A 26008-nucleotide genomic window follows, 5' to 3' on the forward strand; every position below is an offset into this window, starting at 1 on the left:
TAAACATCGCCGCCGGCATGGACAGCGCTGGGCGTTTTGCACATCCTGAGTCTTTGTATCTTCGAATGCCTTTCAAGGAGCCGAGCCGATGGCCGATTCTTCGCCACTGATCATCGAACCCCACCACCGCGCCGCCGATGCGACGGTGATTCTGCTGCATGGGCTGGGCGCCGATGGCCACGATTTCGAGCCGCTGGTGCCGGCATTACCGCTGGATGACTCGCTGGCGGTGCGCTTCATCCTGCCGCATGCGCCACGCCTTGCGGTGACAGTGAACGGCGGCATGGAGATGCCGGCGTGGTATGACATCCTCGACATGAACTTGGGCCGCCGCATCGACGAGGACCAGCTCAAGGCCTCGGCGGACAGAGTGCATGCGCTGATCGACGCCGAGATCGCCAAGGGTATCGATAGCCGCCGCATTGTCATTGCCGGGTTCTCGCAGGGCGGGGCGGTGGCCTACCACGCGGCGTTGACCTATTCCCAGCCACTGGCGGGCCTGCTGGCACTTTCGACCTACTTCGCGACGGCCGAGTCGATCCAGCCCAGCGAAGCCAATCGCGCGCTGCCCATCGAGGTGCATCACGGTAGCTTCGACCCGGTGGTGCCCGAAACCTTGGGCCACGAGGGCGCCGAGCGGGCTGAGGCACTGGGCTACGCGGTGAATTACCGTACCTATCCCATGCAGCATGCGTTGTGCCCCGAGCAGATCGTCGACATTGGTCACTGGCTGAATGCGCGATTAGGCGCAGAGAGGGCGTGATGCAGACGATGGACACACCTGAGCCCGGTGATGGCGTGCGCCTTTCTACGCCTGCCGCGAAGCGCAACCGTGACCCTATTCTGACGCTGCTGCGCGAGGTGCTGCCCGCCTCGGGGCATGTGTTGGAGATCGCCAGTGGCAGCGGTGAGCATTCCGTGTATTTTGCCGAGCATCTTCCCGCGCTCACCTGGCAGCCCAGCGACCCGAGCGAACGCGCCCGGCGCTCCATTGCCGCCTGGCAGCGTCACGCGGCACTTGCCAACCTGCACTTACCCCTGGCGCTGGACGTAACGCAGCCCTGGCCGGATGACGCCGGTGAGCCGTCTGCCATACTGTGCATCAACATGCTGCATATCTCGCCCTGGGCGTCGACCCAGGCGCTGTTGCGCGAGGCGGGGCGTCGCTTGCCCGAAGATGGCGTGCTGGTCGTCTATGGCCCGTTCATGCGCGATGGCGAGCACACTGCTGAGAGCAATGCGGCCTTCGATGCCGATCTACGCCAGCGCGACCCCGCCTGGGGCATTCGTGCGCTGGAAGATGTCGAGGCCGAGGCCCAGCAAAACGGGCTTGCCTTGCAGCGTATCGATGAACTGCCGGCGAACAATCTGGGCGTGGTCTTTCGGCGGCGCTAACGCTGCTTGGGCGCTAACGTTGCATAAAAAGTGCCTGCGCTTGATTTCTCCGCTCTGGCCCCAAACACTGTGGATAGGCACATGGATAGATCGACACATGGATAGATAGACACATGGATTGCGAGGGTCGCGGCGCGGCGCTCGTTCCGCCACTGCAGGATCATGGAGGAAAGGCGATGAACGAAGATTTTTCCGTCGAGTTGCGCTTACCCAAGGGATGCCCGAATTGCGGCAGTCACAAGGTGACGGTCTCCCAGGCGCAGAAACCCGATGACCGCGTGTTCTGCAGCTCGTGCAATACCGAAATCGGCGATTACCAGACCGCCAAGCAAATGCTCGACGAGATGCCGCGCAGCGAGAACGAGCAGCTCATCGAGGACGTGGTCAATAACCGCAAACCGTCCTCTACCGAAGAGTAGATCCGCCGCGACGTTGCGTGACCCCATGCTCGCCTAGGTGGCGGTACAAATTAGCGGTAATGTCAGTTGCAAAGAACGCGCCCCGGCCTTGTGGTCGGGGCGCGTTACGTTGAAAGGGAGGAAGGGGCGTTACGTTGAAAGGGAGGAAGGGGCGTTGCGTTAGCGAAGCGGTGTCAGAGCAGTTCCTCCGCGGCGAGGGCGAGGCGTGAGCGTTCGACGCTTTTCAGCGTCACATGGCCGGCATGCGGCCAGTCGCGGAAGCGTTCCACGGCGTAGGCCATGCCGCAGGTATTGGCGGTGAGATAGGGCGTGTCGATCTGCCCGACGTTGCCCAGCAGTACCAGCTTGGTATTGCGCCCCGCCCGCGTGATCAGTGCCTTGAGTTGCTTGGGGGTGAAGTTCTGGGCCTCGTCGATGATCAGGAAAGTGTCGCTCAGGGTGCGCCCGCGCATGAAGCTCGGCGAGCGGATTTGCACGCGGGAGCCGATCAACTGGCGGGTGGCGCCGTCGCTCCAACTCGAGCTGCCGTGTTGTTCGTCGCGTAGCAGGTTATCCATGTTGTCGTGGAAGGCGCCCATCCAGGGCGACATTTTTTCTTCCTCGGTGCCGGGGAGGAAGCCGATATCCTCGCCCATGGGGATCGGGGCGCGGGTGAAGACGATACGCTCGAAGTGTTTGCTATCCAGGGTCTGCTGGAAGGCCGCCGCCAGTGTCATGTAGGTCTTGCCGGTCCCGGCGTTGCCGGCGATGGTGACCAGGTCGATCTCGGGATCCATCAGCAGGTTGAGGGTGAAGTTCTGGCGGCTGTCGTGGGCATGCACGCCCCACACACCGTCGTGATGACGGTAGTTGGTCAACAGTTGCAGCGTGGCACGGCTCGGCGCGAGCGAGCGTACGATGGCTTCGAAACCGGCGCCGTTGTCGCTGTCCGATACCAGCATGCCGACGTGCCAGTCCTTGGGAAGCTCGCCGGCGAGGTGATAGAAGGTGCCGTCTTCGGTGCGCTCGACATCGACTTCGACGTTGAGTCGGTCCCACAGTCCTCGGCCTTCTTCGCCGGCCTCGGCGTAGACCTTGGCGCCCTCGATCATGGCGTCGAGGTCGTCGTAGGCGCGGTCGTTGAGGTAATCCTCCACCGGCACGTTCAGCGCCGCCGCCTTGACGCGCAGGTTGATGTCCTTGGTGACCAGGATCACCGATGCGTCGGGACGTTCGTCACGCAGGCGGCAGGTTTCGGCGAGCAGACGGTTATCGGGGGAGTCGACCAACGGGTCGAGCGTCTTGAGGTCGGTGTAGCACAGGAAACGCAGGCGGCCGCTAGGGCCGTGGCTCACGGGTAACGGGATGCCCTCTTGAATTTGCTCGGGGGTGAAGCGAGAAGTCAGGTCGGACAGGGTGCGGCTGATTTGCCGCGCGGTCTGGGCGATTTCACGAATCCCATTCTTGTGCTTGTCGAGCTCCTCGAGCACCGTCATGGGGATGACGACATCATGTTCCTCGAAGTGGTACAGGGCTGCGGGGTCATGGATCAGGACATTGGTATCCAGCACGTAGAGCCGGGTCACTTTCTTGTCGAGTCTCACCATCGGGGGAAGCACTCCTTGGTTAACGGCTTCTCCGACCCTGACAGGAGGGTGTTGCGCCCCTGTGGCGCCCGACCCACCCTGGCAGCGTCGCCTGCGAAACAGTCCGGTCGAGGTGGGGTGTCGGGCATTCTCCTTTCGCGTGTCGTATGGCTTAAGCATGGCCGAGCGACAAAAAATTGCAATTTTTGAGACGCTAGTCGTTTGTGTACCGAGCTTGATATTGCCGCCGACGCTATGGGTTTCGCGGGTCGGCGACATGGCGCCGCCACGCATGCGCTTCACGGAATCCGAGCATGTCGCGGATCTTGCGGTTTGAGTAAAGCGCCTCGTGTTCGCCCAGTTCACGGGTCACGGGCACCTCGGGATAGAAGCGTTCGATAATCTCCTGCGTGGTTAGATTGACGGAATTATCGTCGTTGCCGGCGTTGAATATCTGATAGCCGAGGCCGTCGGTCGTCAGGCAGCGATCGACGATCTGGCCGAGATCACGCGCATCGATGTAACAGAAAATATTGCGCCGCCGCAGTGCCGGGTCGGCGAAGTAGGCGGGGAAGTGCGCCGCGTACTCGTGAGGCTCGATGACATTGCCGATCCGCAGGCCATAGATGTCGAAGCCCGAACGCTTCTGGAACGCTTGTGCGGTGCGTTCGTTGACGACCTTGGACATACCGTAGCTATCCATCGGCGCGGTCGGGTGCTCCTCATCCACCGGTAGCGTCTGCGGTTGGACGACACCGTCAGCAAAACACACGCCATAGGTGGTCTCGGACGAGGCGAAAACGATCTTGCGAATGCCGAGCTTTACCGCGGCTTCAATGACGTTATAGGTGCCCATCGTATTGACGCGGAACGTCTCGTTATCGGGCTTGATGAGAATGCGCGGCACCGCGGCGAAATGCACGACGGCATCGAAGTGCGGGACACCGGTGCCCGGCTCCAGTTCATCCAAGGCGGCATAGCTACTCAATGCGTTGAACATCTGGCCGCTGTCGGTGACGTCGGCGATGATGTTATCGACACCGGGATGATCCAGTGGTGTCAGGTCGACGTTGACGACCCGGTGCCCGCGCTCCAGCAGATAGGGCACGACATGTCGACCCGCCTTGCCGCTACCGCCGGTAAACAGAATACGTTGGGTCATATCGTTCCTCCTCGAGATCGGATCAATATGCACTGTACTGCATGGTGGATAGGCATGAGTAGGTGGGCATTAGTAGGCAAGAATTAATTCGACGATGGAGCGACGCGCGATGTATCGCGCCGCTCCAGATAGCGGAGGAATAGGGTACGGCTCAGGCAACCTACTAAACGAGGTCGCGCGGAATCTCCTCGTCCCAGCTCTTGGCAAAGACTCGGCTTTCGTCTTCGTAGGCATCCAGCGTGGCACGCAATCGGAAGCTTTCCGCAGTGGAGGTCATCAAGGTACGGGTCACACTGCGTACCACCCAATCGCCCCGCCGAAAGCTACGCTCCCACTGGGTCCAACCGCTGATGCTGTCGTAGTTGCCGTAGGCATAGGTGTAGCGTTCGGTGATGCGCACCGAGAGTTCAAGATCGATATCGTCAAGTCGGAAAGTACCCTCGTCGTTGATGACTTCGAGCGTGGTCTGGTCATTGGCGAGATCGCGTATCACCCGCCACGTTTCCTGGCTGGGCTGTATCAGCGTCTTGGCGAGCGGTGGGGCGGCCTCCGGCGGCGCAAATTCGGGCAGCGCGGCTTCTTCTTGGGGCTTAGGCGCGCGACATGGCAATAGCAACCGGCTGCCGGTGGGATGAATCGTCAGCTTGACCGGGGCCGGCGCGGGCCATGCCAGCGGCCAGTAGCTGCTTGAGATCGACAGCCGAATGGCGTTGCCTGTGGGGAACTGCTGGGCGATATGCTTGAGTAGCACGCGCACGTGATAGCGCTCGCCCGGTTCCAGTGGCTGAGGATGTTCGTCGCTGTCACGGTGGGTCAGGTTGAGCAGGCCATAGGAAATTCGCGTGGCTTTGTCGTCCTCGGCGATGTCGCTGAGGCGTATGGCGACCATCGCCACCGGTTGGTCGGCCTCGATCTCGAGTTCGACCACAGGCTGCCCGCAGATCTCGATGTCCTGGTCGAGCCGTGCCGTCTGGAAAACCAGCGCGCCGCCGTCTTCGTCGCGTTGGTCGTGCGGTAGATCCGGCGGTGCGTTGTAGGAGCACCACTTGCCCGCAAAAAGTCCCACCGATAGCGGTGAGCGTATCGTCAGCGGCGTCTCGTCGTGGTTCTCGGGCAGAGTGGATGCCGTCGTCATCGGCAGCAGGTCGTGGCCGCTGGTCAGGCGAAAGGGCTGCATATCGATGCGCGGTGACGGCCAACTGGGCTCTGATACCCAGCGCCCGGGGCGTGTCTCGTAGCGGGCCGAGGGCGGCACCGACTCCTGCATCCAGACGCGCAGCATCGGCTCGTCCATGATCCCGGTGTCTTTGTCCTTCAGCCAGTGATCCCACCAGCGCAGCGATTCCTGTAGAAAGCCGATGGCGGGGCCCGGTACGCCGAGATGGGGATACTTGTGCGACCATGGGCCCACCAGGCCTTTGCGGGGGACCTCGAGCCCCGCGAGTAGGCGAAACACGGCGTTGCAGTAGCCATCGGCCCAGCCGCTGACAGCGTAGACGGGGCAGCGAATGCGCGAGAAGTCCTCGCACACCGAGCCATGTTTCCAATAGTCGTCACGACGTTGATGCTTAAGCCATTTTGCCAGCCACAAGCCGCTGCCCTCGAGGCGCTCCTGCCACATCTCGCGCCAGCGCTCGCCGACGAGCATTGGATCGGGGGGACATGTATTGGCATCGAACATGGTCGAGGCCCATGACAAGTTGTCGCCGAGCAGACAGCCGCCCATGTGATGGACGTCGTCGGCGTAGCGGTCATCGGTCGAGCACAGGGTGATGACCGCCTTGAGTTCAGGGGGCTGCAATGCCGCGATTTGCAGGCCGTTGAAGCCGCCCCAGGAAATGCCGATCATGCCGACATCTCCGGTACACCACGTTTGTTGCCCCAGCCACTTCAGAATTTCGACGCCATCGTCGAGCTCTTGCTGTAGGTATTCATCACGCAGCACGCCATCCGATTCACCACTACCGCGAATGTCGACGCGCACCCCGGCGTATCCGTGGCCGGCCCAGTAGGCATGCGACTGAGCGTCGCGCATCGCCGTCAGGTCGCGCTTGCGGTAAGGCAGATACTCGAGTATCGCCGGTACGGGCTCGCGTTCGGCATCCATTGGGCGCCAGATACGCACGGCCAGCCGGCAACCATCGGCGAGCGTGATCCAGTCTTCCTCCTCGTGAATCTGGCGGGGAAAATGGCGAACGATGTGCATGCAGTGCTCCCGTGAGTGAGGTTTAGGACGACGGTAAGAACGCTAGCCGATGATCTCCTCGAACTCGAAATGTAGCTGCTCGGCGAGCCGCGCGTAGTTTTCTTCCAGTGAAGTATCGTCGTCCGCGCCCATCCATATATAAGCCAGGGCGAAACTGTAGCTATCTTGCTCGGGAAGGGAGGACAGGCGCGTGCCGATCTCGGCTTGCAGTGTGATGACGGTACCGGGAAATGCTTGCTCCAAGGCATCTATTTCTTCTTCCGTCGGCACGCGGCTAATAGTGGCATCGACGAAGAACACCCGATAGAAGAATTTCGCCGCGACTTTGAAATCTCCTTTCCGATAAGGCATGTCGGGTAGTTGGCCTAGTGCCAGGTCGACCGTTATCTGTTGGTGACTGACCCCGTCGACCTTTTCGAAAAGATCGCAATGCGATTGCGCGATACGCGTATTGATCTCCAATAGCCAGATGCGATCTTGTACTTCATCCCAGAAATACTCGATGTTAAAGGCGGCGTTGTCATAGCCGATATGTTTCATTACTTGGCGAGTGAGTTCTCGCATTTTTTCTTGAATATGATCGGGAAGGCGTGATGGATATCGATAATAGAAGAAGCTTAATACCTGAGGATAGCGAATCGAGTCGACGACGCCGTAGGGAATGACTTCGCCCTGAAAGACATACCCTTCCACCGTGCATTGCCAGCCCCCGATGATCTCTTCAGCCATGCAATGGCCACCATCGATGGCGCGCACATCATCGGGTAGTTTGGCGTGATCTAGGACAAAGTTGAAAGGCTCGGAAATCGTCCCGATGTCTTCACAAAGTCGTGAGATGGCCTGTTCGAAATCTTCAGGGCTCTCGATACGAAACCCCAGGCGTGAGCCCGATGACTTGATCGGCTTGACGAAGAAAGGGAAGTAAAGACCCTCTTCACCTATTTTGTGTAGCGCCTCAGAGTCGAAGGGATCAAATGCGGTAAAGCGGGGAATGTAGTCGCCGATGACCTCGCGTTGTACGCATCGGCTCCAATATTTGTGCTCACATTTGAGCAAGCTTTCCAGGCTGGTGGAGCGCGTACCAAAACGCTCGCAGAGTAAGGGCAGCATGGTCGACACGGGGAAGTCCATGTAGCCGACGATGGCGTCGATCGAATCATGGAATTCATTCAGCTGCGTCTCGGCCCGGGACAGCATATCTTCGATGGGGAAGATCTCCGTGTCGTAAACCTCCGATGGTTCGATCACACCATGGAACCGGTAGTTTTCGGCACCGCGCAGATGTTCAAGGCGTTTCCTATTGAGTTCATCCAACCCGACAACGAACACGTTCTTGTCGCTCATAATCGCCTCCTGGCGCAAGCTCGGCTGCTGGTGTCCTTGTAGCCGAAGCGCAATGGTTCGTACCGCTCTTGGTTGTCCTGCCCTTTTAGGCTGGGAATGGGAGGTGCCAATGTCTGAAGAATAGCGTGTTGTGACGAATGCGCTGGACCAATATGGGGGTAAACGGGAATCTCATTGTTTTACGGGAAAAGAATAGTCCGTGCCGGCGGGGTGTCATTAATCTGGCGGGGATGAGGTAAGGCTGTTATAAGTGAAGAACCGGGTTCGATTGTCACGCGATACGACATTACCTGTATAAGAGGTAATGGTTCAGTATTTCCTAAAAAGCGTTGCGAGGCGACGAGAGGAATATGACGTCACGACCCCCTGCCGTATGTGGCCACATCGTGGCCATTGGTGGTGCCGAGGACAGGTCTTCGGAACTTGCCATTCTCAAGCGCGTTTTCGAGCTAGCGCCCGAGGATAATCACGAAGTTGCCGTCATCGCGACGGCCAGCAGTATTCCCGAGCAGGTTCTTCCCAGTTATGAAGCCGCCTTCGAGCGCTTGGGCGCGACCCAGGTCCATGCGCTGGATATTCAGGATCGCCAGCAAGCTGCCGATGCCGACAATGCCCAGTTGATCAAACGTAGTGGGGTGATCTTCTTCACCGGGGGCGACCAACTGCGCCTGACCACCGTGCTGGGAGGCTCCGCCACGTTGCGTGCCATCCGCGAGCGCTTGCGAGCGGGCGCCGTAGTGGCGGGTACCAGTGCCGGGGCGGCGGCGATGCCCAGCACCATGATCTACAACGGATCGGCCTCGGATGCGCTGCGCAAGGGCGCGGTGAACATGACCTTCGGCCTTGGTTTCGTGCGCGGCATGGTCATCGACAGCCATTTTCTCGAACGTGGGCGATTCACGCGCCTCATGGAGGTAGGCGCCAGCAATCCCGAGCAGTTGGGGGTCGGCCTGGGCGAAGACGCCGCCGTCATCATCTATCCCAATCGTATCCTCGAAACCATCGGACCCGGGCATGTGATCATCATCGATAGCCGGGATCTGGCGAGTTCCAACATTGCGGAACTGGAAATGGGCGAGCCGGTCGCCATCGAGAACATGATCCTGCACGCCATGGTCAGCGGCCACGGCTACGATCTCGATGCGCGGCGCTATCTGGTGGCCGAGGAACTGAAAGCGGTATTGGCAGGGAGGCACCAAGAATGAAGATTCTCGAGCACCGTGCATTGCGAGGACCGAACTACTACAGCCGTTACCCGGCGATTTTCATGCGTCTGGATATCGAGGAACTCGAGGCGCGGCCAAGCGATACCGTGCCCGGTATCGTCGAACGCATCACCCAGCTGTTGCCGACACTGGAGGAACATCGTTGCTCGGTGGGGCGTCCAGGGGGCTTTCTAGAACGACTAACGCGTGGTACCTGGGCCGGTCATGTCGTCGAGCATGTGGCGATCGAGTTGCAGAACCTGATCGGCTTCTCGGTCGGGTATGGCAAGACGGTCGATTCCTACGAGACGGGGATCTATAACGTCGTCTATCGCTACCGCGACGAGGCATGTGGACTGGCGGCTGGGGTCGAGGCGGTGGAGATCGTCACTCGGCTTTTCGCCGGTGAAGATAGCGATATCGATGCGATCATCGCCCGCCTCAAGGATGTACGTGACGCACACATGCTGGGGCCATCGACCGCTTCGATCGTGGCGGCCGCGCAGCGCCGTGGAATTCCCTATGCGCGCCTCGACGAAGACACCAGTTACGTACAATTAGGGCATGGTTATCGCCAACAACACTTTCAGGCGACGGTGACCTGTCGCACGAACCTGCTCGGCCATGGCATCGCCCACGACAAGGATTGGACCAAACGGATTCTTGGCGAGGCGGGTATCCCTGTACCGCGTGGACACGTTTGCCATTCACGCGACGAGGCGCTCGAAACCGCACATGAAATCGGCTATCCAGTCGTCGTTAAACCGTTGATCGGCAATCACGGTCGCGGTGTCAGCACGGATATCGAGGATGACCAGTCCTTGGAGAATGCGTTTGCGGTCGCGTCCGGTCACAACGCGGCAGTCATCATCGAGCAGTATATACGGGGAGAAGATCACCGGCTGCTGGTGATCGACGGCAAGCTCGTGGCGGCGGCCAGGCGGCGTCCGGCCCATGTGGTCGGTGATGGCAAAAGCACGCTGCGGGCATTGATCGACAACGAGAACCGCGACCCGCGCCGTGGCATCGGCCATGAAAACCTGCTGACACAGATCGATGTCGATGCACAGACGCTTCGGCTGCTGGCGCAGCAGAACCTGACGCTGGACAGCGTCATCTCAAGCGATGAGATCGTCTATCTCAAGCCTACCGCGAACCTGAGCACCGGCGGTACGGCGACGGACGTCACCGAGGATGTGCATCCCGAGGTGATCTACACGGCGGAGCGTATCGCCCGTCTGGTAGGCCTCGATATCATCGGCATCGACCTGCTCGCCGAGACCCTGACACGCCCCTTGGAGGAGCAATCGGCGGCGGTGGTCGAGGTCAATGCCGGGCCGGGCTTTCGTATGCATCTTTCCCCGACCCATGGCTCCGGCCGAGATGTTGGCCAGCACGTGGTCGATATGCTGTTCCCGGAGAGCGAGGATAACGGCCGCATTCCTATCGTGGCGGTCACCGGCACCAACGGCAAGACCACCACGGTCCGCCTGATCTCGCATCTATTGCGCCAGGCGGGGCGCAGTGTCGGCACGGCCTGCACCGGGGCCATCGAGATCGACAATCACGCCATCATGCGCGGCGACTACAGTGGGCCGCAGGCCGCCGCGACGGTGCTGCGCGAGCCCACCGTCGAGTATGCCGTGCTCGAGGTCGCGCGTGGCGGCATCATGCGCCGGGGATTAGGGTTCGATGAATGCCAGGTCGGCGTGTTGTTGAATATTGCCAGCGATCATCTGGGTGAGAGCGACATTCACACTCTGGACGAGCTGGCGCGCTGCAAGAGTGTGGTGATCGATGCGGTCGGCGAGTCGGGCACGGCGGTGCTCAATGCCGACGATCCGCGCGTGTTGGCGAGTGGCGAATGGGCGCGTGGCGACATCATCTACTTTGCGATGGATCCCGACTCGCCCATCATACGCGAGCATGTAAGCGACCATGGCGTCGCCTTCACGGTGCATCACGGCCATATCGTGATGCTGCAAGGCCAGGTGGTGGCTGAGGTACTTCCCGTGGCGAACGCGCCGATCACCTTCGATGGGTTCGCGCGCTTCAATATCGCCAACGCCCTGGCGGCGAGTGCTGCCGCGCATGCACTGGGGCTCAGTATCGCCGATATACAGTTGGGCTTGCAGACCTTCCATCCGACGCCGGGGCAGAATCCAGGGCGCACCAACCTGATCGAGGCCGGGGGCGTGAAGGTGTTGATCGACTACGGCCACAATGTGCCGGCACTCGAGGCCTTGAGCGAGCTGGTCAGCCGTATCCCGGCGCAACGGCGTATCGGCGTGGCCAGCGCGCCAGGCAATCGGCGTGACGAGGATCTGGTTGCGCTGGGGGCGCTGCTTGCGCATATGCATGACGTCGTATTCTTCTGCGAGACCGCGCCGCGGGGTCGTCCCGAGGGGGAAACCATCGATTTGCTGTGCGAGGGGGCGGCGTCGGTGCCAAATGAGTGTCGGGTCGAGACCGTCATGCAAGAAGTCGATGCAGTTGATCGGGCGCTCGACGAGGCCGCCGAGGGTGATCTACTGGTGTTGCTGGTGGATGATGTCGATGCCGTCACCGAGCGTTTGCGTGGGCAGCGTTTCGAGCCCCCGATGCCCTCAAAAGGTGGCGTGGGAGTCCGTCCATGAGCTCTAACAAGACACGCCCTGCCGATACGCTGATCCTGCTGCGTGTCGGCGAGACGTTTATCCCCGAGCGATGCGAGGCGACGGATATTCTCATGGCCGGTGGGAAAATCGTGGCGCTGGGACAGGATCTTGCCGTACCTCATGGTTGGCCTGTGCGAGAAGTGGATGCGCGCCATCTGATCGCCGTGCCCGCCTTCATCGACCAGCACGTGCACGTCACCGGGGGCGGAGGCGAGGGCGGTTGCGGTACGCGCTGCCCGCCGATCAGCGCCCATGACATTGCGTCGATGGGCATCGGCACGGTGGTGGGCGTGCTGGGCACCGACAGCATCAGCCGCTCGCCGGCCGACTTGCTGGCCGCGGTGCGAGGACTGGCGGCCGACGGACTGGCCGCCTACATGTACACGGGGGCGTATCGCGTGCCGGCGCCGACCCTCACCGGCGATATCCAGCGCGATCTGGCCTGGATTCCCGAGGTCATCGGGGTGGGCGAAATCGCCATTTCGGATCACCGCTCGAGCCAGCCGCGTCAGGATGAACTCGAACGGCTGGTGAGCGACGCGCGGGTCGGCGCCATGCTGGCCGGCAAGCGGGGCATCTGCCATTTCCATCTCGGCGATGGCAAGCGAGGCCTGGCGCCTCTGCGGCGCTTGCTTGAAGAGACCGAGATTCCTCCCGATCAGATCATCCCGACCCATGTGAATCGCCGTCCTGAGCTGCTCGAGGACGCGGCGGATTATGCGCTGGCGTTTGGTGCAAGCGTAGATGTCACCGCCTTCGAAGACGCGGGCGACGGGCTATCCGCCTTCGACGCGGTGTCGCGTCTCCTGGCGTGTGGCGTTCCGCCATCGCGCATTACCCTGAGTTCGGACTGCAATGGCAGCCTGCCGGAGTTCGACGCCGATGGCGCCTACGTGGGCATGCAGGTGGCGCGCAATACGGCGCTGATCGCGGACTGGCAACGGCTCGTGCATGACGAGGTATTGCCACTCGAAGCGGCGCTGGGGCTGCTGACCGCTAACGTTGCCCGCGTGTTGGGTCTGCATGCTCACAAGGGTCGCCTGACGCTGGGGTTCGATGCCGATATCACGCTGCTCGACAAGGCCCTGCGTTCCCAGCGTACCTTCGTCGCGGGGCGCTGCGTATACGGCGATGTCGACGCCTAGATGATCGGTAGACGTCATGCTCTGATCATGACGTCGTCGCCGTCGATCTTGATCTCCCAGGTATGCAGGCGAACGCTTTCGTCCTCGACGCAGACGCCGTCGCTCAAGCGGAAGTGCTGCTTATAAAGTGGCGAGGCGATGACCGGCTCGCCTTTTATATCGCCGACGATGCCGCGCGCGATGACGTTGGCGTTGGAAAACGGGTCGTGGTTGTCCACGGCGTAGGCCTCGGGCGTCCGGCCGGGCAGGTACAGAAGCGCGACTTGCGTGTCGGTGCCGTCCAGCCAGGCGGCCACGCCGGAATGGGCCACCAGATCGGCCTTTGAGCACAGCGTTTGCCAGGTCACTTCGCTCTTGAGGGCTGTTGCAGTGTTCATGGTGTTTTCCTCATTAGTGTCCAATAGCTTAGGCGGGCCTTAGCTGGCCGCGCTCCTCGGTGGCAATGATGTCCGGGTCGGGGCGACTGTCATTGACGAAGGTGCGAAAGCGCTTGAGCTTCTCTGGATTGGAGAGGGTGTTGGCCCATTCGCACTCGTAGGTGTCGATGACGTGCTGCATCTGTGCCTCCAGCTCGTCGGCGAGGCCGAGACTGTCGTCGAGCACCACGTCCTTGAGATAGTCGAGCCCCCCTTCGAGGTTCTCGCGCCATACCGAGGTGCGCTGCAGACGGTCGGCGGTGCGGATGTAGAACATCAGGAAGCGGTCGATGATGCGGATCAACTGCGCGTCGTCGAGATCGGTGGCGAACAGCTCGGCATGACGCGGGCGCATGCCGCCGTTGCCGCAGACGTAGAGGTTCCAGCCGTGTTCGGTGGCGATCACGCCGACGTCCTTGCTTTGCGCTTCGGCGCATTCGCGAGTGCAACCTGAGACAGCGAACTTGAGCTTGTGCGGTGAGCGCAGCCCCTTGTAGCGCTCCTCGAGCCGGATCGCCATGCCCACGCTGTCCTGCACGCCATAGCGGCACCAGGTACTGCCCACGCAGGACTTCACGGTACGCGTGGCCTTGCCGTAGGCGTGGCCGGTCTCGAAGCCGGCCACGATCAGTTCGCCCCAGATGTCGGGGAGCTGATGCAACTGGGCGCCGAACAGGTCGACGCGCTGCCCGCCGGTGATCTTGGTGTAGAGACCGTATTTCTTGCCGACTTCGCCCAGCACGATTAGCTTCTCGGGCGTGATCTCGCCGCCCGGGATACGCGGAACGACCGAATAGGTACCGTTCTTCTGCATGTTGGCCATGAAGGTGTCGTTGGTGTCCTGCAACGGCACGTGAGCAGCATCGGTGATCGGCTCGTTGAAGCAGGCGGCGAGGATCGAGGCCACCGCGGGCTTGCAGATATCGCAGCCAAGCCTCGGGGCTGATGAAGAGCCAAGCTTCGGGGCTGATGAAGAGCCGAGGCCGTGACCGGCGGTCGTGCCGTGCTTTTCGATCAGTTCGCTGAAGGTCTTGATGCCCTCCACGCGAACGAGGGAGTAGAGCTCCTGGCGGGTATGCGCGAAGTGCTCGCAGATCGACTGGTCGACCTCGACCCCGCGGGCCGCCAGCTCGTGGTCGACGACACTCTTGAGCAGCGCCGCGCAGCCGCCGCAGCCGGTGCTGGCCCTGGTCTCGCTTTTGACGCTGGCCAGATCCAGGGCGCCGGCGTCGAGCGTGGCACAGACGTCCCCCTTGGTGACGTTGTGGCACGAGCACAGGGTGGCGGTGTCCGGCAGGGCATCCGGCCCCAGCGTCGGCGCGCCCTCGCTGGATGGCAGGATCAGCGAGGCCGGGTCCTCGGGGAGCGCGAGGCCGTTGGCGTAGTACTGCATCAGGGTGTCGTAGGTGGCGTTGTCGCCCACTAGCATGGCACCCAGCAGCTTCTTGCCGTCGCTGGAGACCACTAGCTTGCGGTACTCCTGCTTGATCTCGTCGAGGTAGCGGAAGGTGCGAGCGCCGGGCGTGCGATCGCCATGAGCATCGCCGATGGCGCCGACATCCACGCCCAACAGCTTGAGCTTGGTGCTCATGTCGGCGCCGGTGAAGGTCGCATTGCCCTCGGTCAGCGTGGCGGCGGCGACTTTCGCCATCTGGTAGCCCGGCGCGACCAGCCCGAAGATGCTTTGATTCCACAATGCGACCTCGCCGACGGCGAGGATCGCGGGGTCGCTGGTCAGGCAGCGGTCATCGATGACCACGCCGCCGCGTTCGCCGATTTCCAAGGCGCAGTCACGCGCCAGTTGATCGCGGGGCCGGATGCCGGCGGAGAACACGATGAGGTCGGTTTCCAGCATCTTGTCGTCCTGGAAGACCATGCGGTGAAAACTCGTCTCGCCGGCCTCGATGTGCTGCGTGGCGCGATCGGTGAGTACCTGCACGCCCAGGGCTTCGATCTTCTCGCGTAGCAATGCGCCGCCTTCGGCGTCCACCTGCATGGGCATCAGACGGGGCGCGAACTCGACCACGGCGGTATCCAGGTTCAGACCGCGCAGGGCATTGGCGGCCTCCAGCCCCAGCAGGCCACCGCCGACGACCACGCCGGTGGTGGCATCCTCGGCGGCCTCGCGAATGGCGTCGAGGTCGTCCAGGGTGCGATAGACCAGGCATTTCTCGCGGTCGTTGCCGGGAATTGGCGGCACGAACGGATAGGAGCCGGTCGCCAGGACCAGGCGGTCATAGGGATGACGGTCGCACTCGGTGACGACCTCGTTGGCGTTGCGGTCGATGGCGGTCACCGTGTCGTGCAGGCGCAGGTCGATGCCGTGCGCGGCGTAGTCGTCGGCGCTGGCAAGCGCCAGCGAGTCGGCATCGCGCCCGCTGAAGTACTCGGACAGGTGGACCCGGTCATAGGCGATGTGACGTTCCTCGCCGAACACGGTGATGGCGTAGTCGCGGGGCGCACCGCATGCGATGAGCTGCTCGACCAGGTGGTGGCCGACCATGCCGTTGCCGATGATGATCAAGCGCGGTGCGTTGGGGGATGTGGGCATGCTCATGCGGCTTCCTCCGATAGAGTGTCGAGCTTATCGAGTAACGGTTGCGCGTCGCTGGCGCCGAACAGCAGGGCCTGGCGACAGGCGCTCAGATCGTCGCCGGCCAGGGCGCACTGGAAGTACCAGGGCCCGTCGCCGGTGTCGCCGTACAGCACCGCACCGTCGATGACCCCGTCACGCAGCAGCAGGCGGCGGTAGTCGCCGTGATGCGGATCGTGGTAGGTCAGCACCTCGTGCGCCGAGGTGGGCGCGATCGGGCCGAAGGCGTACAGCGAGATACCGCTGACCTTGAGCTTGGTGGCGCAGGGGCGTTCGCGATAAGGCGCGGGCGTTTCGTCGCATAGCCGGGCGGCGAGGACCTCGGCCTGGCGCCAGATGGGTTCGACGAGACCGTAGGTGGTGCCCTCGAACTCGCAGCATTCGCCGAGCGCCGAAATGTTCGGATCGGACGTGGTCATGAAGGCATCGACCTGGATGCCGCGCGCGGTCGCCAGACCGGCGCGTTCGGCGAGTGAGGTGTTGGGCACGATGCCGATCGCCGCGACGATGCAGTCGGCCGCGAGCGTGGTCCCGTCGCTCAGGACGACGCCGGTGGCGCGCTGGCCGTCGGCATCCGGGGCATAGGCCGCGAGATCGGCGCCGGTGTGGATTTCGAGGCCTCGGGCGCCCAGCTCGGCGGCGAGCATGTCGGCGGCGGTGGGGTCGAGTTGGCGATTCATCAGGTGCGTTGCGCGGTGCACGACGCTGACCGTCATGCCGCGCTTGCGCATGCCTTCGGCAGCCTCCAGGCCGAGCAGGCCGCCACCGATGACCACGGCGCGGCCGCCCGCGTCGGCCAGGCTGGCCAGCCGCTCGCCGTCCTCCAGATCACGGAAGGCGTGGATGCCGTCGAGGTCGCTGCCCGGCACCGCGGGGCGTGCGGCACGCGATCCGGTGGCGAGCACCAGCCGGTCGTAGGCGAGTCGGCGCCCCTGGTCGGTGGTCAATGTCCGGCACTGCCGGTCGATGGCGGTGACGCGCTCGCCGACGATCAGCGAAACGCCCTGCGCGGCATACCAGTCGGGGTGGCGCAGCGTCAGGGCCTCGCGGTCCATGTCGCCGGCCAGCCAGGGCGAGAGCAGGATACGGTTGTAGGTCGTTGCCGGCTCGTCGCCGAGAATCGTGATATGGCGCGGGCGGTGAGGGTGCGCCAGCACGGTCTCGAGCAACCGGTGCCCGGCCATGCCGTTGCCGACGATCACCAGATGTTCGTCGTATGCACTCATGCCGTCTGCCTCCCTGACAGTGTGAAGCAGAAACGCAAAAGCGCCTGACACCCGGCGGGGAAACCGGATGCCAGGCGCCTTTGCCTGAAGAGAATCGTGTTGTCGCGAGCCCTGTGTCGGCTCCGGCCGGCGCGAGACGCATGCCTGTCTCGTGCCCAAGGGGTCGACGTTGACCCGCCTTGTTCGATGTCATGCCAGAGGCGTGCCAGTCACCGGACAAGGCTTTTTATTCAGTCGGTTACGCAATGCCGGCTGGCCCCGGCGAGACAGGAAGGCAACCGGCGTGAACGATGGCTGTGCGCGAACGCCGATGCCTGCACCAGTCTAGTGCCGTTTGCCCCCCGAGCGCTGGATCGTCGTCATGCCTTGCGGCATAAGGGCTTGTTTTAATGGCGCAAACGATGGGTTGGCGTCGTGTTTGCTTGAATGGGGTACGTCATTTTTCGGCCACGGTGCGCCGAGAACGCCAACGGCGGCGAGACGCAATTCATCATGGCGGGCGGCCCACGCGCCGCCCAACCAGGCAAAGAGGCCTGATCCCGTTTCCGCGGGGTCGGGCCTTTTGCGTTTGCAGGTGGAGGGCGAGACAGCATGCAGCAGCACACGACCTGCCCCTATTGCGGCGTTGGTTGCGGCGTCGCGGCAACCATCGAGAACGGCGTCATGACGGGCGTCGAAGGCGACCGGGCGCATCCCGCCAATTACGGCCGGCTATGCGTGAAGGGCTCGGCGTTGCATGAAACGCTGGGCGACCACGGGCGTCTGCTCGCGCCCCGCGTCGATGGGCGCGAGGTGAGTTGGGACGATGCGCTCGACCAGGTGGCGACACGCCTGGCGGCGGTGCGCGATGAACATGGCGGCCAGGCGATTGCCGGCTATCTCTCCGGCCAGTTGCTCACCGAGGACTATTACGCCGCCAACAAGTTGTTCAAGGGCTTTTTGGGCTCACCGCACCTGGATACCAACTCGCGGCTCTGCATGGCTTCCGCGGTGGCGGGCTACAAGCGCGCCTTCGGTGCCGATGCCGTGCCGTGCAATTACGAGGACCTGGAAGAGGCCGAGCTGGTGGTGCTGGTGGGCAGCAACCTGGCCTGGAACCATCCGGTGCTCTTCCAGCGCTTGCGCACCGCCAAGCAGCGCAACCCTTTGATGCGCGTGGTGGTGATCGATCCCCGGGTGACCGACACCTGCGAGATCGCCGACCTGTATCTGCCCATCGCTCCTGGCAGCGACGCGCGGCTCTTCAATGGACTGCTGGCCTTCATGGCCGACAAGGACAAGCTGGATGCGGTCTATCTGGAACGCCATACCCAAGGGCTAGACGATGCCTTGGCGGCGGCCCGTGACGAAGCGACGACGCTTGCGGGTATCGCCGACGATTGCGAATTGGACATCGAGGCCCTGGAAACCTTCTATTACTGGTTCGCTTCGCAATTGCACGTGGTGACGCTGTATTCCCAGGGCGTCAATCAGTCCACCAGTGGCACCGACAAGTGCAACGCCATCATCAATTGCCATCTGGCGTGCGGCAAGCTTGGCCTGCCGGGGGCGGGGCCGTTTTCGATCACCGGCCAACCCAATGCCATGGGTGGGCGCGAGGTGGGTGGCCTGGCGAACCAGCTCGCCGCGCACATGGATTATCACACCCCGGGCGCCCAGGCACTGGTCACGGAATTTTGGCATGCTCCTCATCTGCCGGAGGGCCCGGGGCTCAAGGCCGTCGAGCTATTCGAGGCCATCGAGCGTGGCGAGATCCAGGCGCTGTGGATCATGGCCACCAATCCCGTGGTCAGCCTTCCGGATGCCGGCCAAGCCAAGCGCGCCTTGGCGAAATGCCCACTGGTGATCGTCTCCGAATGCATGGCGGATACCGATACCCTGGCCTATGCCGATATCGTGCTGCCGGCCAGTTCCTGGTCGGAGAAGGATGGCACCGTGACCAATTCCGAGCGGCGAATCTCGCGCCAGCGCGGCATGTTGCCGCCGCCCGGTGAGGCGCGTCACGACTGGTGGATCATCACCCAAGTCGCCAAGCATCTGGGGTATGAAGAAGCGTTCGAGTATCGCCATCCTCGCGATATCTTTGTCGAGCACGCGCGACTCTCGGGGTATGGCAACCACGCTGGCGGAATACCGCGTCTGTTTGATATTTCCGCCCTGAGTGATCTGGATCGTAACGCCTATGACGCGCTGGCGCCGCTGCAGTGGCCGGTGACCGCCGAGGCGCCGAGTGGCACCGCCCGGTTATTCGAGACGGGGCGCTTCGCCACCCCGGACGGCCTGGCACGCTTGGTGCCGGTGCGTCCGGTGCCGCCCGAGCAGGCGTTGGAGGCTTGCTACCCGCTACGCCTCAATAGCGGTCGCGTGCGCGATCAATGGCATACCATGACGCGTACCGCGCGAGCGCCGCGCCTGCTCAATCATCGCGCCGAACCCTATGTCGATATCCACCCGCAGGATGCCCGTGCGTACGCCGTCGTCGACGGGGGGCTGGCGAGAGTCTTCAATCGCCAGGGTGAAGCACGGGTACGGGTACGTATCACCACGTCGCAGCGGCGTGGCGACGTCTTCATTCCCATCCACTGGAACGCCCAGTTCACCGGGGCCGGGCGTGTCGGCACGCTGTTCGCGCCGCTGACCGATCCGCTCTCGGGACAGCCGGAGACCAAGCATGGCGCGGTGGCCTGTGAGCCGCTCGACGTGGCCGAGGAGGCGACGCTGCTGGTCGCGAACGATAGTGGCGGGTTGCCCGAACGTGCGTCGCTCGCTTATTGGGCGCGCATGCCACTGCATCATGCCGAGCGCTGGCAACTGGCCAGCGATGTGGGCGCGTCATCGCATGACTGGCCGGCCTGGTGTGCCGAACAGTTCGGAGTGGCGGCGACGCTGTGGTGCGAGGACGCGGCGAGTGGGCGCCTGCGCGCCGCGGGGCTTCGCGATGGGCGTCTGGTGTGGTGGCTGATGGTCGGGCCACCCAGCGAATTGCCGGGCTTGGCCTGGCTTGATGCACGCTTCGGCGACGCCGCGCTGACCGACGAACAGCGTCGCCGCGTTCTGGCGGGCAGCGCCTCGGGGCAGGCCGATACGGGCCCGGTGGTGTGCAGTTGCCATCAGGTTGGTGCCACGGCGATCCGTGAGGCGATTCGCGGTGGCGATACCGACGTCGATGCGCTCGGCGCGCGCCTGGCGTGCGGGACTCAGTGCGGTTCCTGCATTCCCGAACTCAAGTCATTGCTCGAAGAGGAGGTGGCGAATGCTGGGACTGATGAAGCGCTGGAAACGGCCTGATACATCTATCGCAAGCGTGAGTGCCTTGCTGTCGAGTTGGTGGCCCGGTATGCGGGAAGATCGCAGCGGGGCATCGCTCGCTCGCACACCAGCGGTGGGTCGTGCCACGCGGCCCGGTCATGTCTATCTGGTGGGAGCAGGGGCGGGCAGTGCGGACCTGCTGACCCTGCGTGCCTGGCGCCTTCTTACGCAAGCCGATGCCATCGTCTATGACCGCCTGATCGGCGATGACATCCTGGCGATGATCCCTCCTCAGCGTGAGCGTTACGATGTCGGCAAGGCCCGCGGGCATCACAGCGTGCCACAGGCCGAGATCGGCGCCTTGCTGACACGGCTGGCGCGCGAAGGCAAGTCGGTGGTGCGGCTCAAGGGCGGCGATCCGGGTATCTTCGGCCGTATGGGCGAAGAGCTCGCCGTGCTGGCCAAAGCGGGGCTGCCTACCGAGGTCGTCCCCGGTATTACCGCCGCCTCCGCCACGGCTGCCAGTCTGGGCATGCCGCTCACCGACCGCGCCCACGCACAGCAGTTACGGCTGGTCACCGCCCAGCATTGCCGCGCCAGTGGCGAGCCAGACTGGTCCGCACTGGCGCGCCGCGACGAGACGCTGGTGTTCTACATGGGGCTTTCCAAGGTTGGCGCGATCTGTCGCGGGTTGCGCGACGCCGGCCTGCCCGACGACTGGCCGATCATGCTCGCCGCCAATGCCTCGCTGCCCGAACAGCAAACCCTGATCGGCACCCTTGACGACATGCCGGGCAGGCTCGCCGCCACGCCGTTGCCCTCACCGTGCCTGATCGTCGTGGGCAGCGTGGTCACGATGGCCGACGCGACCCACCACGCAGGCCGCCTCGTTACGCAGGCATGACGCTGGAATTGGCGTGTCAGCCAATGCTGCCGTCTCGAAACCTGGCCGCTTCGTCGAGCAACCAGTCGATGAAGTGCTGGATCGCGGGTGGGGCTTGGCCGGTGTCGGGAAGGATCAAGTCGTAGGTGAATGGTGAGTCGATCACGTGGCGATCCCCGAAGGGGCGTACCAATACGCCGCTGGCGAGGCGGTCGGCGACGATGGCAGGGTTGGCGAGCATCACGCCGCGCCCGGCGATCGCTTGGTCCAGGGCCAGTCCGTAGAGGGAATATCGCTGCTGGATCGGCAGGGTCTTGCCCGGTAGTCCGGCGGCGTCGAACCAGTCTCGCCAGCCGGGGAAGTCGACGTTCTGTCGCGATTGCCAGACCACCTCGAGCAAGGGGTGGGCAAGCAGGTCGACGGGGGTGTCGATGGGGGATCGTTCCAATAGGGCGGGAGAGCAGACGGGGAATAATGCGTCCTCGAGCAGCCGCTCGCTGTGAACGCCGGGCCAGGGGCCGCGTCCGTAGCGCAGGGCGAGCCGTGCGCCATCACCGTGCCATATCGGGTCGCTCAGGTTCTGGTCCGCGTCCAGGGAGATCTCGACGTGACTTTCCAGTGCTTCGAATGCCGCCAGACGCGGGAGCAGCCAGAATTGAGTGAAGGAGGGCGGGGCGCTGAGAGTCAGCGTGGTGGCCGCATAGGCGCGTTCATGTACGGCTTGTACGCCGTTGGCGATGCGCGACAGACCGGCATCGACATCCTCGGCCAGCAGGTGGCCGGCATCGGTTACGTGCACGCCGTTGGCATGACGCTCGAACAGCGCCACGCCTAGCCGTTCTTCGAGCTGCTTGATTTGTCGGCTAACTGCGCCGGGTGTCACGGCCAAATGCTCCGCCGCTGTTTTGAAGCTTCCCGCTCGTGCGGCTTCCGAGAAGGCGCGCAGCGCGTTGAGGGGCAATCGCTCTATCTTCATGAGTTGAGTTTTCCTGAGCCTGAGGCTGCAGATTAATCGTTTGGATCGCAGCGCGGCAAATGCTCCACTGAGTCTCGATTCAATGGAGGTGCGATCATGACGGAGTCGACTTCGGAGGCTGTCGTGGGAAGGTCGGGGGAGGCGTCGCCTCGATTGCGCCGCGGCCTGGATATGCCTGCCGGCATCGCGATGACCGGATTTTGTCTGGTGCTGGGACTGCAGCAGGTGGCTATCAAGGCCGTGGCCGACGATATCACGCCCTTGAGCCAGATCGCGTTGCGCTCGCTGCTGGCGGGGGTAATGGTGCTGATCGTCGCGCGTATTCAGGGCATCGGCCTGGCGGCGTTTCGTGGCCGACTGGGCGCGGGCATTCTCGTCGGCCTGGGCTTTGCGGGGGAGTTCGGTTTCGTCGCCTGGGGGCTCAACTACACCCTGGCGTCGCACATGTCGGTGTTTCTGTACACGGCGCCGGTGTTCGCTGCCCTGGGACTGCATCTTTGGGTGCCGGGCGAACAGCTGGCGCGGCACCAATGGTGGGGGATCGGCGTGGCATTCGTGGGCATGCTGGTCGCCATGGCGCCCTCGGCCGCACCCGGGGCGCCGGCCGGCGACATTCTCCTGGGCGACGCGCTGGGATTGCTGGCGGGGCTGTCATGGGCCGCCACCACCCTGGTGGTGCGTCGCTCCTCGCTTTCCGAGGCGCCCCCCGTACAGACGCTGACGTACCAACTCCTGACCGCGGGCGCGCTGTTGTTGCCAATCACCTTATGGCTGGGCGATTGGCAGCAGGCCACGCCCAGCGGCATGGCCGTGGCCAGCATGACCTTCCAGACGCTGGTCATCTCGTTCGGTGCCTTACTGTTGTGGTTCGCCCTGCTGCGCCGTTACTGGGCCTCGCAGCTGGGTGTGTTTTCGTTCCTGTCACCGATTTTCGGGGTGCTCTTAGGGGCTGTACTTCTTGACGAGCCTTTGACCTGGAACTTCGTGCTCGGCGGCGCAGCGATTCTTTCGGGCATCGTACTGGTCAGTCGCAAGGTTTGATTGCAGGCGCCTGGATCAGGCGCCCCAGCTCCTCGAGATAGCTTTCCACGACCAGGTTGGGCGGTGCGCCCTTGCGAGTGATGGCGCTGTAGTGGGTCAGGTAATGCCAGCGTTCGGGGTTCAAGGCACGCATGCGGCCGTCGCGCACCCAGCGTTCGGCATAGTGGGTCGGCAAGTAGCCGATATAGCGGCCGGACAGGATCAAGAAGGCGATGCCTTCGCGGTCGGTCGCCGAGGCGGCGGCCTTGAGCGGAGCATGGCACGCCTTGACCTCCGGCGTCTGGGCGTAGGCGGGCACCACGGCATCATGTACCGCGAGCCGCTCCTCGTCCACGTCTTCGACGTCGAAGAGCGGGTGATCGGCGGCGCAGTAGAGCCGCGACGCTTCCTCGTAGAGCGGCAGATACGCAAGCCCGGGCAATGTCTTGAGCGCCGGTATCACGCCGGTATGCAAGCGACCGTCCAGCACGCCCAGCTCGATGTCGCTGGGCGGAATCATGCGGATATTGATGCGCACCTCGGGCCCCCGCGCCTTGAGCGCGCTGAGGGCATCGGTGATATACATCTCGGGCATGGTCACCAGGTTATCGGTGATGCCGATGCTGAGCTCGCCCTTGAGACGGGCATGCAAGCCATTGACGCGTGTCCGGAACCCCGCCACGGCCGTCTGCAGCTGAAGGGTGGCATCGTAGACCTCGGCGCCCTCGTCGGTGAGGGCGAAGCCGCTGCGTCCTCGCTGGCAGAGCCGCAGGCCGAGCCGTGTCTCTAGGTCATTCATCGCCATGCTGATCGCCGCACGGCTGATGTTGAGTTCCACTTCGGCGGCGGAGAACCCGCCGCACTCCACGACCTTGCGGTAGATCCTCAGCAGACGCAGGTCGGCATCGCTCGGCTGGCCCATCAGGGTCTCGCTGCGGGAAGGCATGACGGGATTCCTCATCTCGACGACGGACACCTGCGAGGATAGCCCTGCCAGCCAATAAAGTTAAACAGTGACTTGAATGAGATTCAGTATTTCTGGATTTAACTTATCCGCTGCCCCGCCTAGATTTTCGATAGCACCATTCATCACCGCCTATCGGCAGGAGAAGACATGTCGGATCGCGAGTTTCCCCCCATGGCGGGTTTGAGCCCGGAGCAGCTGGACGCCTACTGGATGCCGTATACCGGCAATCGGCAATTCAAGCGCGACCCACGCCTCATCGTGGGCGCCAAGGGCAGCTATCTTACCGATGCCCAGGGGCGCCAAGTCTTCGATGCGCTCTCGGGGCTGTGGACCTGCGGTGCGGGGCATTGCCGCCCCGAAATCACCGAGGCGGTCAGTCGCCAACTCGGCGAGCTGGATTACTCGCCGGCCTTCCAGTACGGCCACCCCAAGGCCTTCGAGCTGGCGCATCGCCTGCGGGAATTGACGCCTCAGGGCCTCGATCATGTGTTCTTCACCGGCTCAGGCTCGGAGAGTGCCGATACCTCGCTGAAGATAGCGCGTGCTTACTGGCGCAAGAAGGGCAAGCCGAGCAAGACCAAGCTGATCGGGCGTTCCAAGGGGTATCACGGCGTCAACTTCGGCGGTTTCAGCCTGGGCGGCATTGGCGCCAATCGCACCATGTTTGGCCAGGGCGTGGATGCCGATCACCTGCCGCACACGCTACTTCCGGAGAACGCCTTCACCCAGGGCATGCCCGAGCGGGGGGCCAAGCGCGCCGATGAGTTGCTGGAACTGATCGCGCTGCATGATGCCTCCAACATCGCGGCGGTGATCGTCGAGCCGCTGGCCGGCTCCGCGGGAGTGATTCCGCCGCCCAAAGGCTATCTCAAGCGCCTGCGCGAGATCTGCGACCAGCACGACATCCTGCTAATCTTTGACGAAGTCATCACCGGCTTCGGGCGCATGGGGTCGATGACGGGGGCCGAGGAGTTCGGCGTGGTGCCGGACCTTCTCAATGTCGCCAAGCAGTTGACCAATGGGGCGGTACCCATGGGCGCGGTGATCGTGCAAGGCGAGATCTATCGGACCTTCATGGAGCAGGGCGGCCCCGATTACATGCTCGAGCTGCCCCACGGCTATACCTATTCGGGGCACCCGGTGGCTTGTGCCGCCGCCTTGGCCGCACTGGATGTGCTCGAGAACGACCGCCTGATCGAGCGAGTCAAGGAAATGGCGCCGACCTTCGAAAATGCGCTGCATTCTCTCAAGGGGACGCGCTACATCAGCGACATCCGCAATTATGGTCTCGCCGGCGCCCTGCAGATCGAACCTTACCCCGGCGAGCCGGGGCGGCGTCCTTTCGAGATCGCCATGAAGTGCTGGGACAAGGGCTACTACGTGCGCTATGGCGGCGACACCATCCAGCTCGGACTGCCGTTCATCGTCGAGCGCGAGGAGATCGATCGCCTCGTCAATGTGCTGGGCGACGCCATCGGCGAACTGGAATAAATCAGGCAGCGCCCTCGCGAAGACTTGTCCACGGAAAGCGCATCGGAACACCGGCACTCAAGCATTTCTCTTACGGTTACATTCAAGAG

19 protein-coding genes are annotated in these 26008 nt (G+C 63.1%); 10 read left to right on the forward strand and 9 right to left on the reverse strand.

Features of this window, described 5'->3' with window-relative positions:
• Positions 1-88 precede the first annotated feature (88 nt).
• The 3 genes from OP494_RS01390 (at position 89) to OP494_RS01400 (ending at position 1814) form a co-directional block, all read left to right on the forward strand.
• Positions 89-763 carry an alpha/beta fold hydrolase gene (locus OP494_RS01390; RefSeq protein WP_280538955.1) on the forward strand — a complete coding sequence of 225 codons (675 nt, stop codon included), beginning with the start codon at positions 89-91 and terminating at the stop codon, positions 761-763.
• Positions 763-1395 carry a DUF938 domain-containing protein gene (locus OP494_RS01395; RefSeq protein WP_280538956.1) on the forward strand — a complete coding sequence of 211 codons (633 nt, stop codon included), beginning with the start codon at positions 763-765 and terminating at the stop codon, positions 1393-1395. The genes OP494_RS01390 and OP494_RS01395 overlap by 1 nt, the downstream gene beginning before the upstream one ends.
• Positions 1396-1571: 176 nt before the next feature.
• Entirely contained in the window at positions 1572-1814 is a 243-nt protein-coding gene (locus tag OP494_RS01400) for a hypothetical protein (protein ID WP_280538958.1), read from the forward strand.
• A gap of 173 nt (positions 1815-1987) precedes the next feature.
• On the opposite strand, the gene OP494_RS01405 is transcribed toward OP494_RS01400, so the two are convergent.
• The 4 genes from OP494_RS01405 to OP494_RS01420 form a co-directional block, all read right to left on the reverse strand.
• Positions 1988-3400, reverse strand: a complete 1413-nt coding sequence (locus tag OP494_RS01405) for a PhoH family protein (RefSeq protein WP_280538959.1) — start codon at positions 3398-3400, stop codon at positions 1988-1990.
• A gap of 232 nt (positions 3401-3632) precedes the next feature.
• Complete coding sequence (locus OP494_RS01410; protein ID WP_280538961.1) at positions 3633-4541, reverse strand: NAD(P)-dependent oxidoreductase; 909 nt, start codon at positions 4539-4541, stop codon at positions 3633-3635.
• 163 nt (positions 4542-4704) lie between these two features.
• Positions 4705-6747, reverse strand: a complete 2043-nt coding sequence (locus OP494_RS01415; protein WP_280538962.1) for a CocE/NonD family hydrolase — start codon at positions 6745-6747, stop codon at positions 4705-4707.
• A 42-nt stretch (positions 6748-6789) separates the two neighbouring features.
• Positions 6790-8091 (reverse strand): ATP-grasp domain-containing protein, encoded by a 1302-nt coding sequence (locus OP494_RS01420; protein WP_280539176.1) that lies wholly within the window; start codon positions 8089-8091, stop codon positions 6790-6792.
• Between the two features lie 350 nt (positions 8092-8441).
• Here OP494_RS01420 and OP494_RS01425 point away from each other — a divergent pair, with 350 nt between their 5' ends.
• From OP494_RS01425 to iadA, 3 genes are read left to right on the forward strand one after another with little or no spacing between them, the layout of a single operon-like run.
• Positions 8442-9296 (forward strand): cyanophycinase, encoded by an 855-nt coding sequence (locus OP494_RS01425; protein WP_040244207.1) that lies wholly within the window; start codon positions 8442-8444, stop codon positions 9294-9296.
• Positions 9293-11932, forward strand: a complete 2640-nt coding sequence (cphA, locus tag OP494_RS01430; RefSeq protein WP_280538963.1) for a cyanophycin synthetase — start codon at positions 9293-9295, stop codon at positions 11930-11932. Before OP494_RS01425 ends, cphA begins: the two co-directional genes overlap by 4 nt.
• On the forward strand, positions 11929-13098 hold the full coding sequence (gene iadA / locus OP494_RS01435; protein WP_280538964.1) for a beta-aspartyl-peptidase: 1170 nt from the start codon (positions 11929-11931) through the stop codon (positions 13096-13098). Before cphA ends, iadA begins: the two co-directional genes overlap by 4 nt.
• 14 nt (positions 13099-13112) lie before the next feature.
• Here the strand turns inward: iadA and nirD are convergent, their stop codons facing one another.
• Genes nirD through OP494_RS01450 form a run of 3 tightly spaced genes read right to left on the reverse strand, consistent with a single transcriptional unit; the run spans position 13113 to position 17333 of the window.
• The gene (gene nirD, locus OP494_RS01440) at positions 13113-13475 is read right to left on the reverse strand and encodes a nitrite reductase small subunit NirD (RefSeq protein WP_280538965.1); all 363 of its coding nucleotides are present in this window, start codon (positions 13473-13475) and stop codon (positions 13113-13115) included.
• 28 nt (positions 13476-13503) lie between these two features.
• On the reverse strand, positions 13504-16065 hold the full coding sequence (gene nirB / locus OP494_RS01445; protein WP_280539177.1) for a nitrite reductase large subunit NirB: 2562 nt from the start codon (positions 16063-16065) through the stop codon (positions 13504-13506).
• Between the two features lie 2 nt (positions 16066-16067).
• Positions 16068-17333 (reverse strand): FAD-dependent oxidoreductase, encoded by a 1266-nt coding sequence (locus OP494_RS01450; protein ID WP_280538966.1) that lies wholly within the window; start codon positions 17331-17333, stop codon positions 16068-16070.
• Positions 17334-17924: 591 nt separating this feature from the next.
• Here OP494_RS01450 and OP494_RS01455 point away from each other — a divergent pair.
• Both OP494_RS01455 and cobA read left to right on the forward strand, forming a co-directional pair.
• Positions 17925-20621: a nitrate reductase gene (locus tag OP494_RS01455; RefSeq protein ID WP_280538967.1), complete on the forward strand. Its 2697-nt coding sequence runs from the start codon at positions 17925-17927 to the stop codon at positions 20619-20621.
• A 49-nt stretch (positions 20622-20670) separates the two neighbouring features.
• Positions 20671-21486, forward strand: coding sequence for a uroporphyrinogen-III C-methyltransferase (gene cobA / locus OP494_RS01460; protein ID WP_280539178.1), 816 nt, complete (start codon positions 20671-20673; stop codon positions 21484-21486).
• A gap of 16 nt (positions 21487-21502) precedes the next feature.
• Here cobA and OP494_RS01465 read toward each other — a convergent pair whose 3' ends face one another.
• Complete coding sequence (locus tag OP494_RS01465) at positions 21503-22441, reverse strand: LysR substrate-binding domain-containing protein (RefSeq protein WP_280538968.1); 939 nt, start codon at positions 22439-22441, stop codon at positions 21503-21505.
• Positions 22442-22537: 96 nt separating this feature from the next.
• Here OP494_RS01465 and OP494_RS01470 point away from each other — a divergent pair, with 96 nt between their 5' ends.
• Positions 22538-23482 carry a DMT family transporter gene (locus OP494_RS01470; RefSeq protein ID WP_280538969.1) on the forward strand — a complete coding sequence of 315 codons (945 nt, stop codon included), beginning with the start codon at positions 22538-22540 and terminating at the stop codon, positions 23480-23482.
• Here the strand turns inward: OP494_RS01470 and OP494_RS01475 are convergent.
• Positions 23466-24407 (reverse strand): LysR family transcriptional regulator, encoded by a 942-nt coding sequence (locus OP494_RS01475; protein ID WP_280538971.1) that lies wholly within the window; start codon positions 24405-24407, stop codon positions 23466-23468. The genes OP494_RS01470 and OP494_RS01475 overlap by 17 nt on opposite strands.
• A 168-nt stretch (positions 24408-24575) precedes the next feature.
• On the opposite strand from OP494_RS01475, the gene OP494_RS01480 reads away from it, so the two are divergent.
• Positions 24576-25919, forward strand: coding sequence for an aspartate aminotransferase family protein (locus OP494_RS01480; RefSeq protein ID WP_280538972.1), 1344 nt, complete (start codon positions 24576-24578; stop codon positions 25917-25919).
• Positions 25920-26008 lie beyond the last annotated feature (89 nt).

This window comes from Chromohalobacter sp. 11-W, assembly GCF_029889905.1.
GTDB lineage: Bacteria > Pseudomonadota > Gammaproteobacteria > Pseudomonadales > Halomonadaceae > Chromohalobacter.

Bases quoted from the DNA above. Each gene is read 5' to 3' on its own strand.
- OP494_RS01415 (WP_280538962.1), bottom strand. From the start codon at position 6,747: ATGCACATCGTTCGCCATTTTCCCCGCCAGATTCACGAGGAGGAAGAC.
- OP494_RS01400 (WP_280538958.1), top strand. From the start codon at position 1,572: ATGAACGAAGATTTTTCCGTCGAGTTGCGCTTACCCAAGGGATGCCCG.
- OP494_RS01455 (WP_280538967.1), top strand. From the start codon at position 17,925: ATGCAGCAGCACACGACCTGCCCCTATTGCGGCGTTGGTTGCGGCGTC.
- OP494_RS01410 (WP_280538961.1), bottom strand. From the start codon at position 4,541: ATGACCCAACGTATTCTGTTTACCGGCGGTAGCGGCAAGGCGGGTCGA.
- OP494_RS01475 (WP_280538971.1), bottom strand. From the start codon at position 24,407: ATGCCTTCCCGCAGCGAGACCCTGATGGGCCAGCCGAGCGATGCCGAC.
- nirD (WP_280538965.1), bottom strand. From the start codon at position 13,475: ATGAACACTGCAACAGCCCTCAAGAGCGAAGTGACCTGGCAAACGCTG.
- OP494_RS01390 (WP_280538955.1), top strand. From the start codon at position 89: ATGGCCGATTCTTCGCCACTGATCATCGAACCCCACCACCGCGCCGCC.
- OP494_RS01480 (WP_280538972.1), top strand. From the start codon at position 24,576: ATGTCGGATCGCGAGTTTCCCCCCATGGCGGGTTTGAGCCCGGAGCAG.
- iadA (WP_280538964.1), top strand. From the start codon at position 11,929: ATGAGCTCTAACAAGACACGCCCTGCCGATACGCTGATCCTGCTGCGT.
- cobA (WP_280539178.1), top strand. From the start codon at position 20,671: ATGCGGGAAGATCGCAGCGGGGCATCGCTCGCTCGCACACCAGCGGTG.
- OP494_RS01405 (WP_280538959.1), bottom strand. From the start codon at position 3,400: ATGGTGAGACTCGACAAGAAAGTGACCCGGCTCTACGTGCTGGATACC.
- OP494_RS01450 (WP_280538966.1), bottom strand. From the start codon at position 17,333: ATGAGTGCATACGACGAACATCTGGTGATCGTCGGCAACGGCATGGCC.
- OP494_RS01470 (WP_280538969.1), top strand. From the start codon at position 22,538: ATGACGGAGTCGACTTCGGAGGCTGTCGTGGGAAGGTCGGGGGAGGCG.
- cphA (WP_280538963.1), top strand. From the start codon at position 9,293: ATGAAGATTCTCGAGCACCGTGCATTGCGAGGACCGAACTACTACAGC.
- OP494_RS01395 (WP_280538956.1), top strand. From the start codon at position 763: ATGCAGACGATGGACACACCTGAGCCCGGTGATGGCGTGCGCCTTTCT.
- OP494_RS01425 (WP_040244207.1), top strand. From the start codon at position 8,442: ATGACGTCACGACCCCCTGCCGTATGTGGCCACATCGTGGCCATTGGT.
- OP494_RS01420 (WP_280539176.1), bottom strand. From the start codon at position 8,091: ATGAGCGACAAGAACGTGTTCGTTGTCGGGTTGGATGAACTCAATAGG.
- nirB (WP_280539177.1), bottom strand. From the start codon at position 16,065: ATGCCCACATCCCCCAACGCACCGCGCTTGATCATCATCGGCAACGGC.
- OP494_RS01465 (WP_280538968.1), bottom strand. From the start codon at position 22,441: ATGAAGATAGAGCGATTGCCCCTCAACGCGCTGCGCGCCTTCTCGGAA.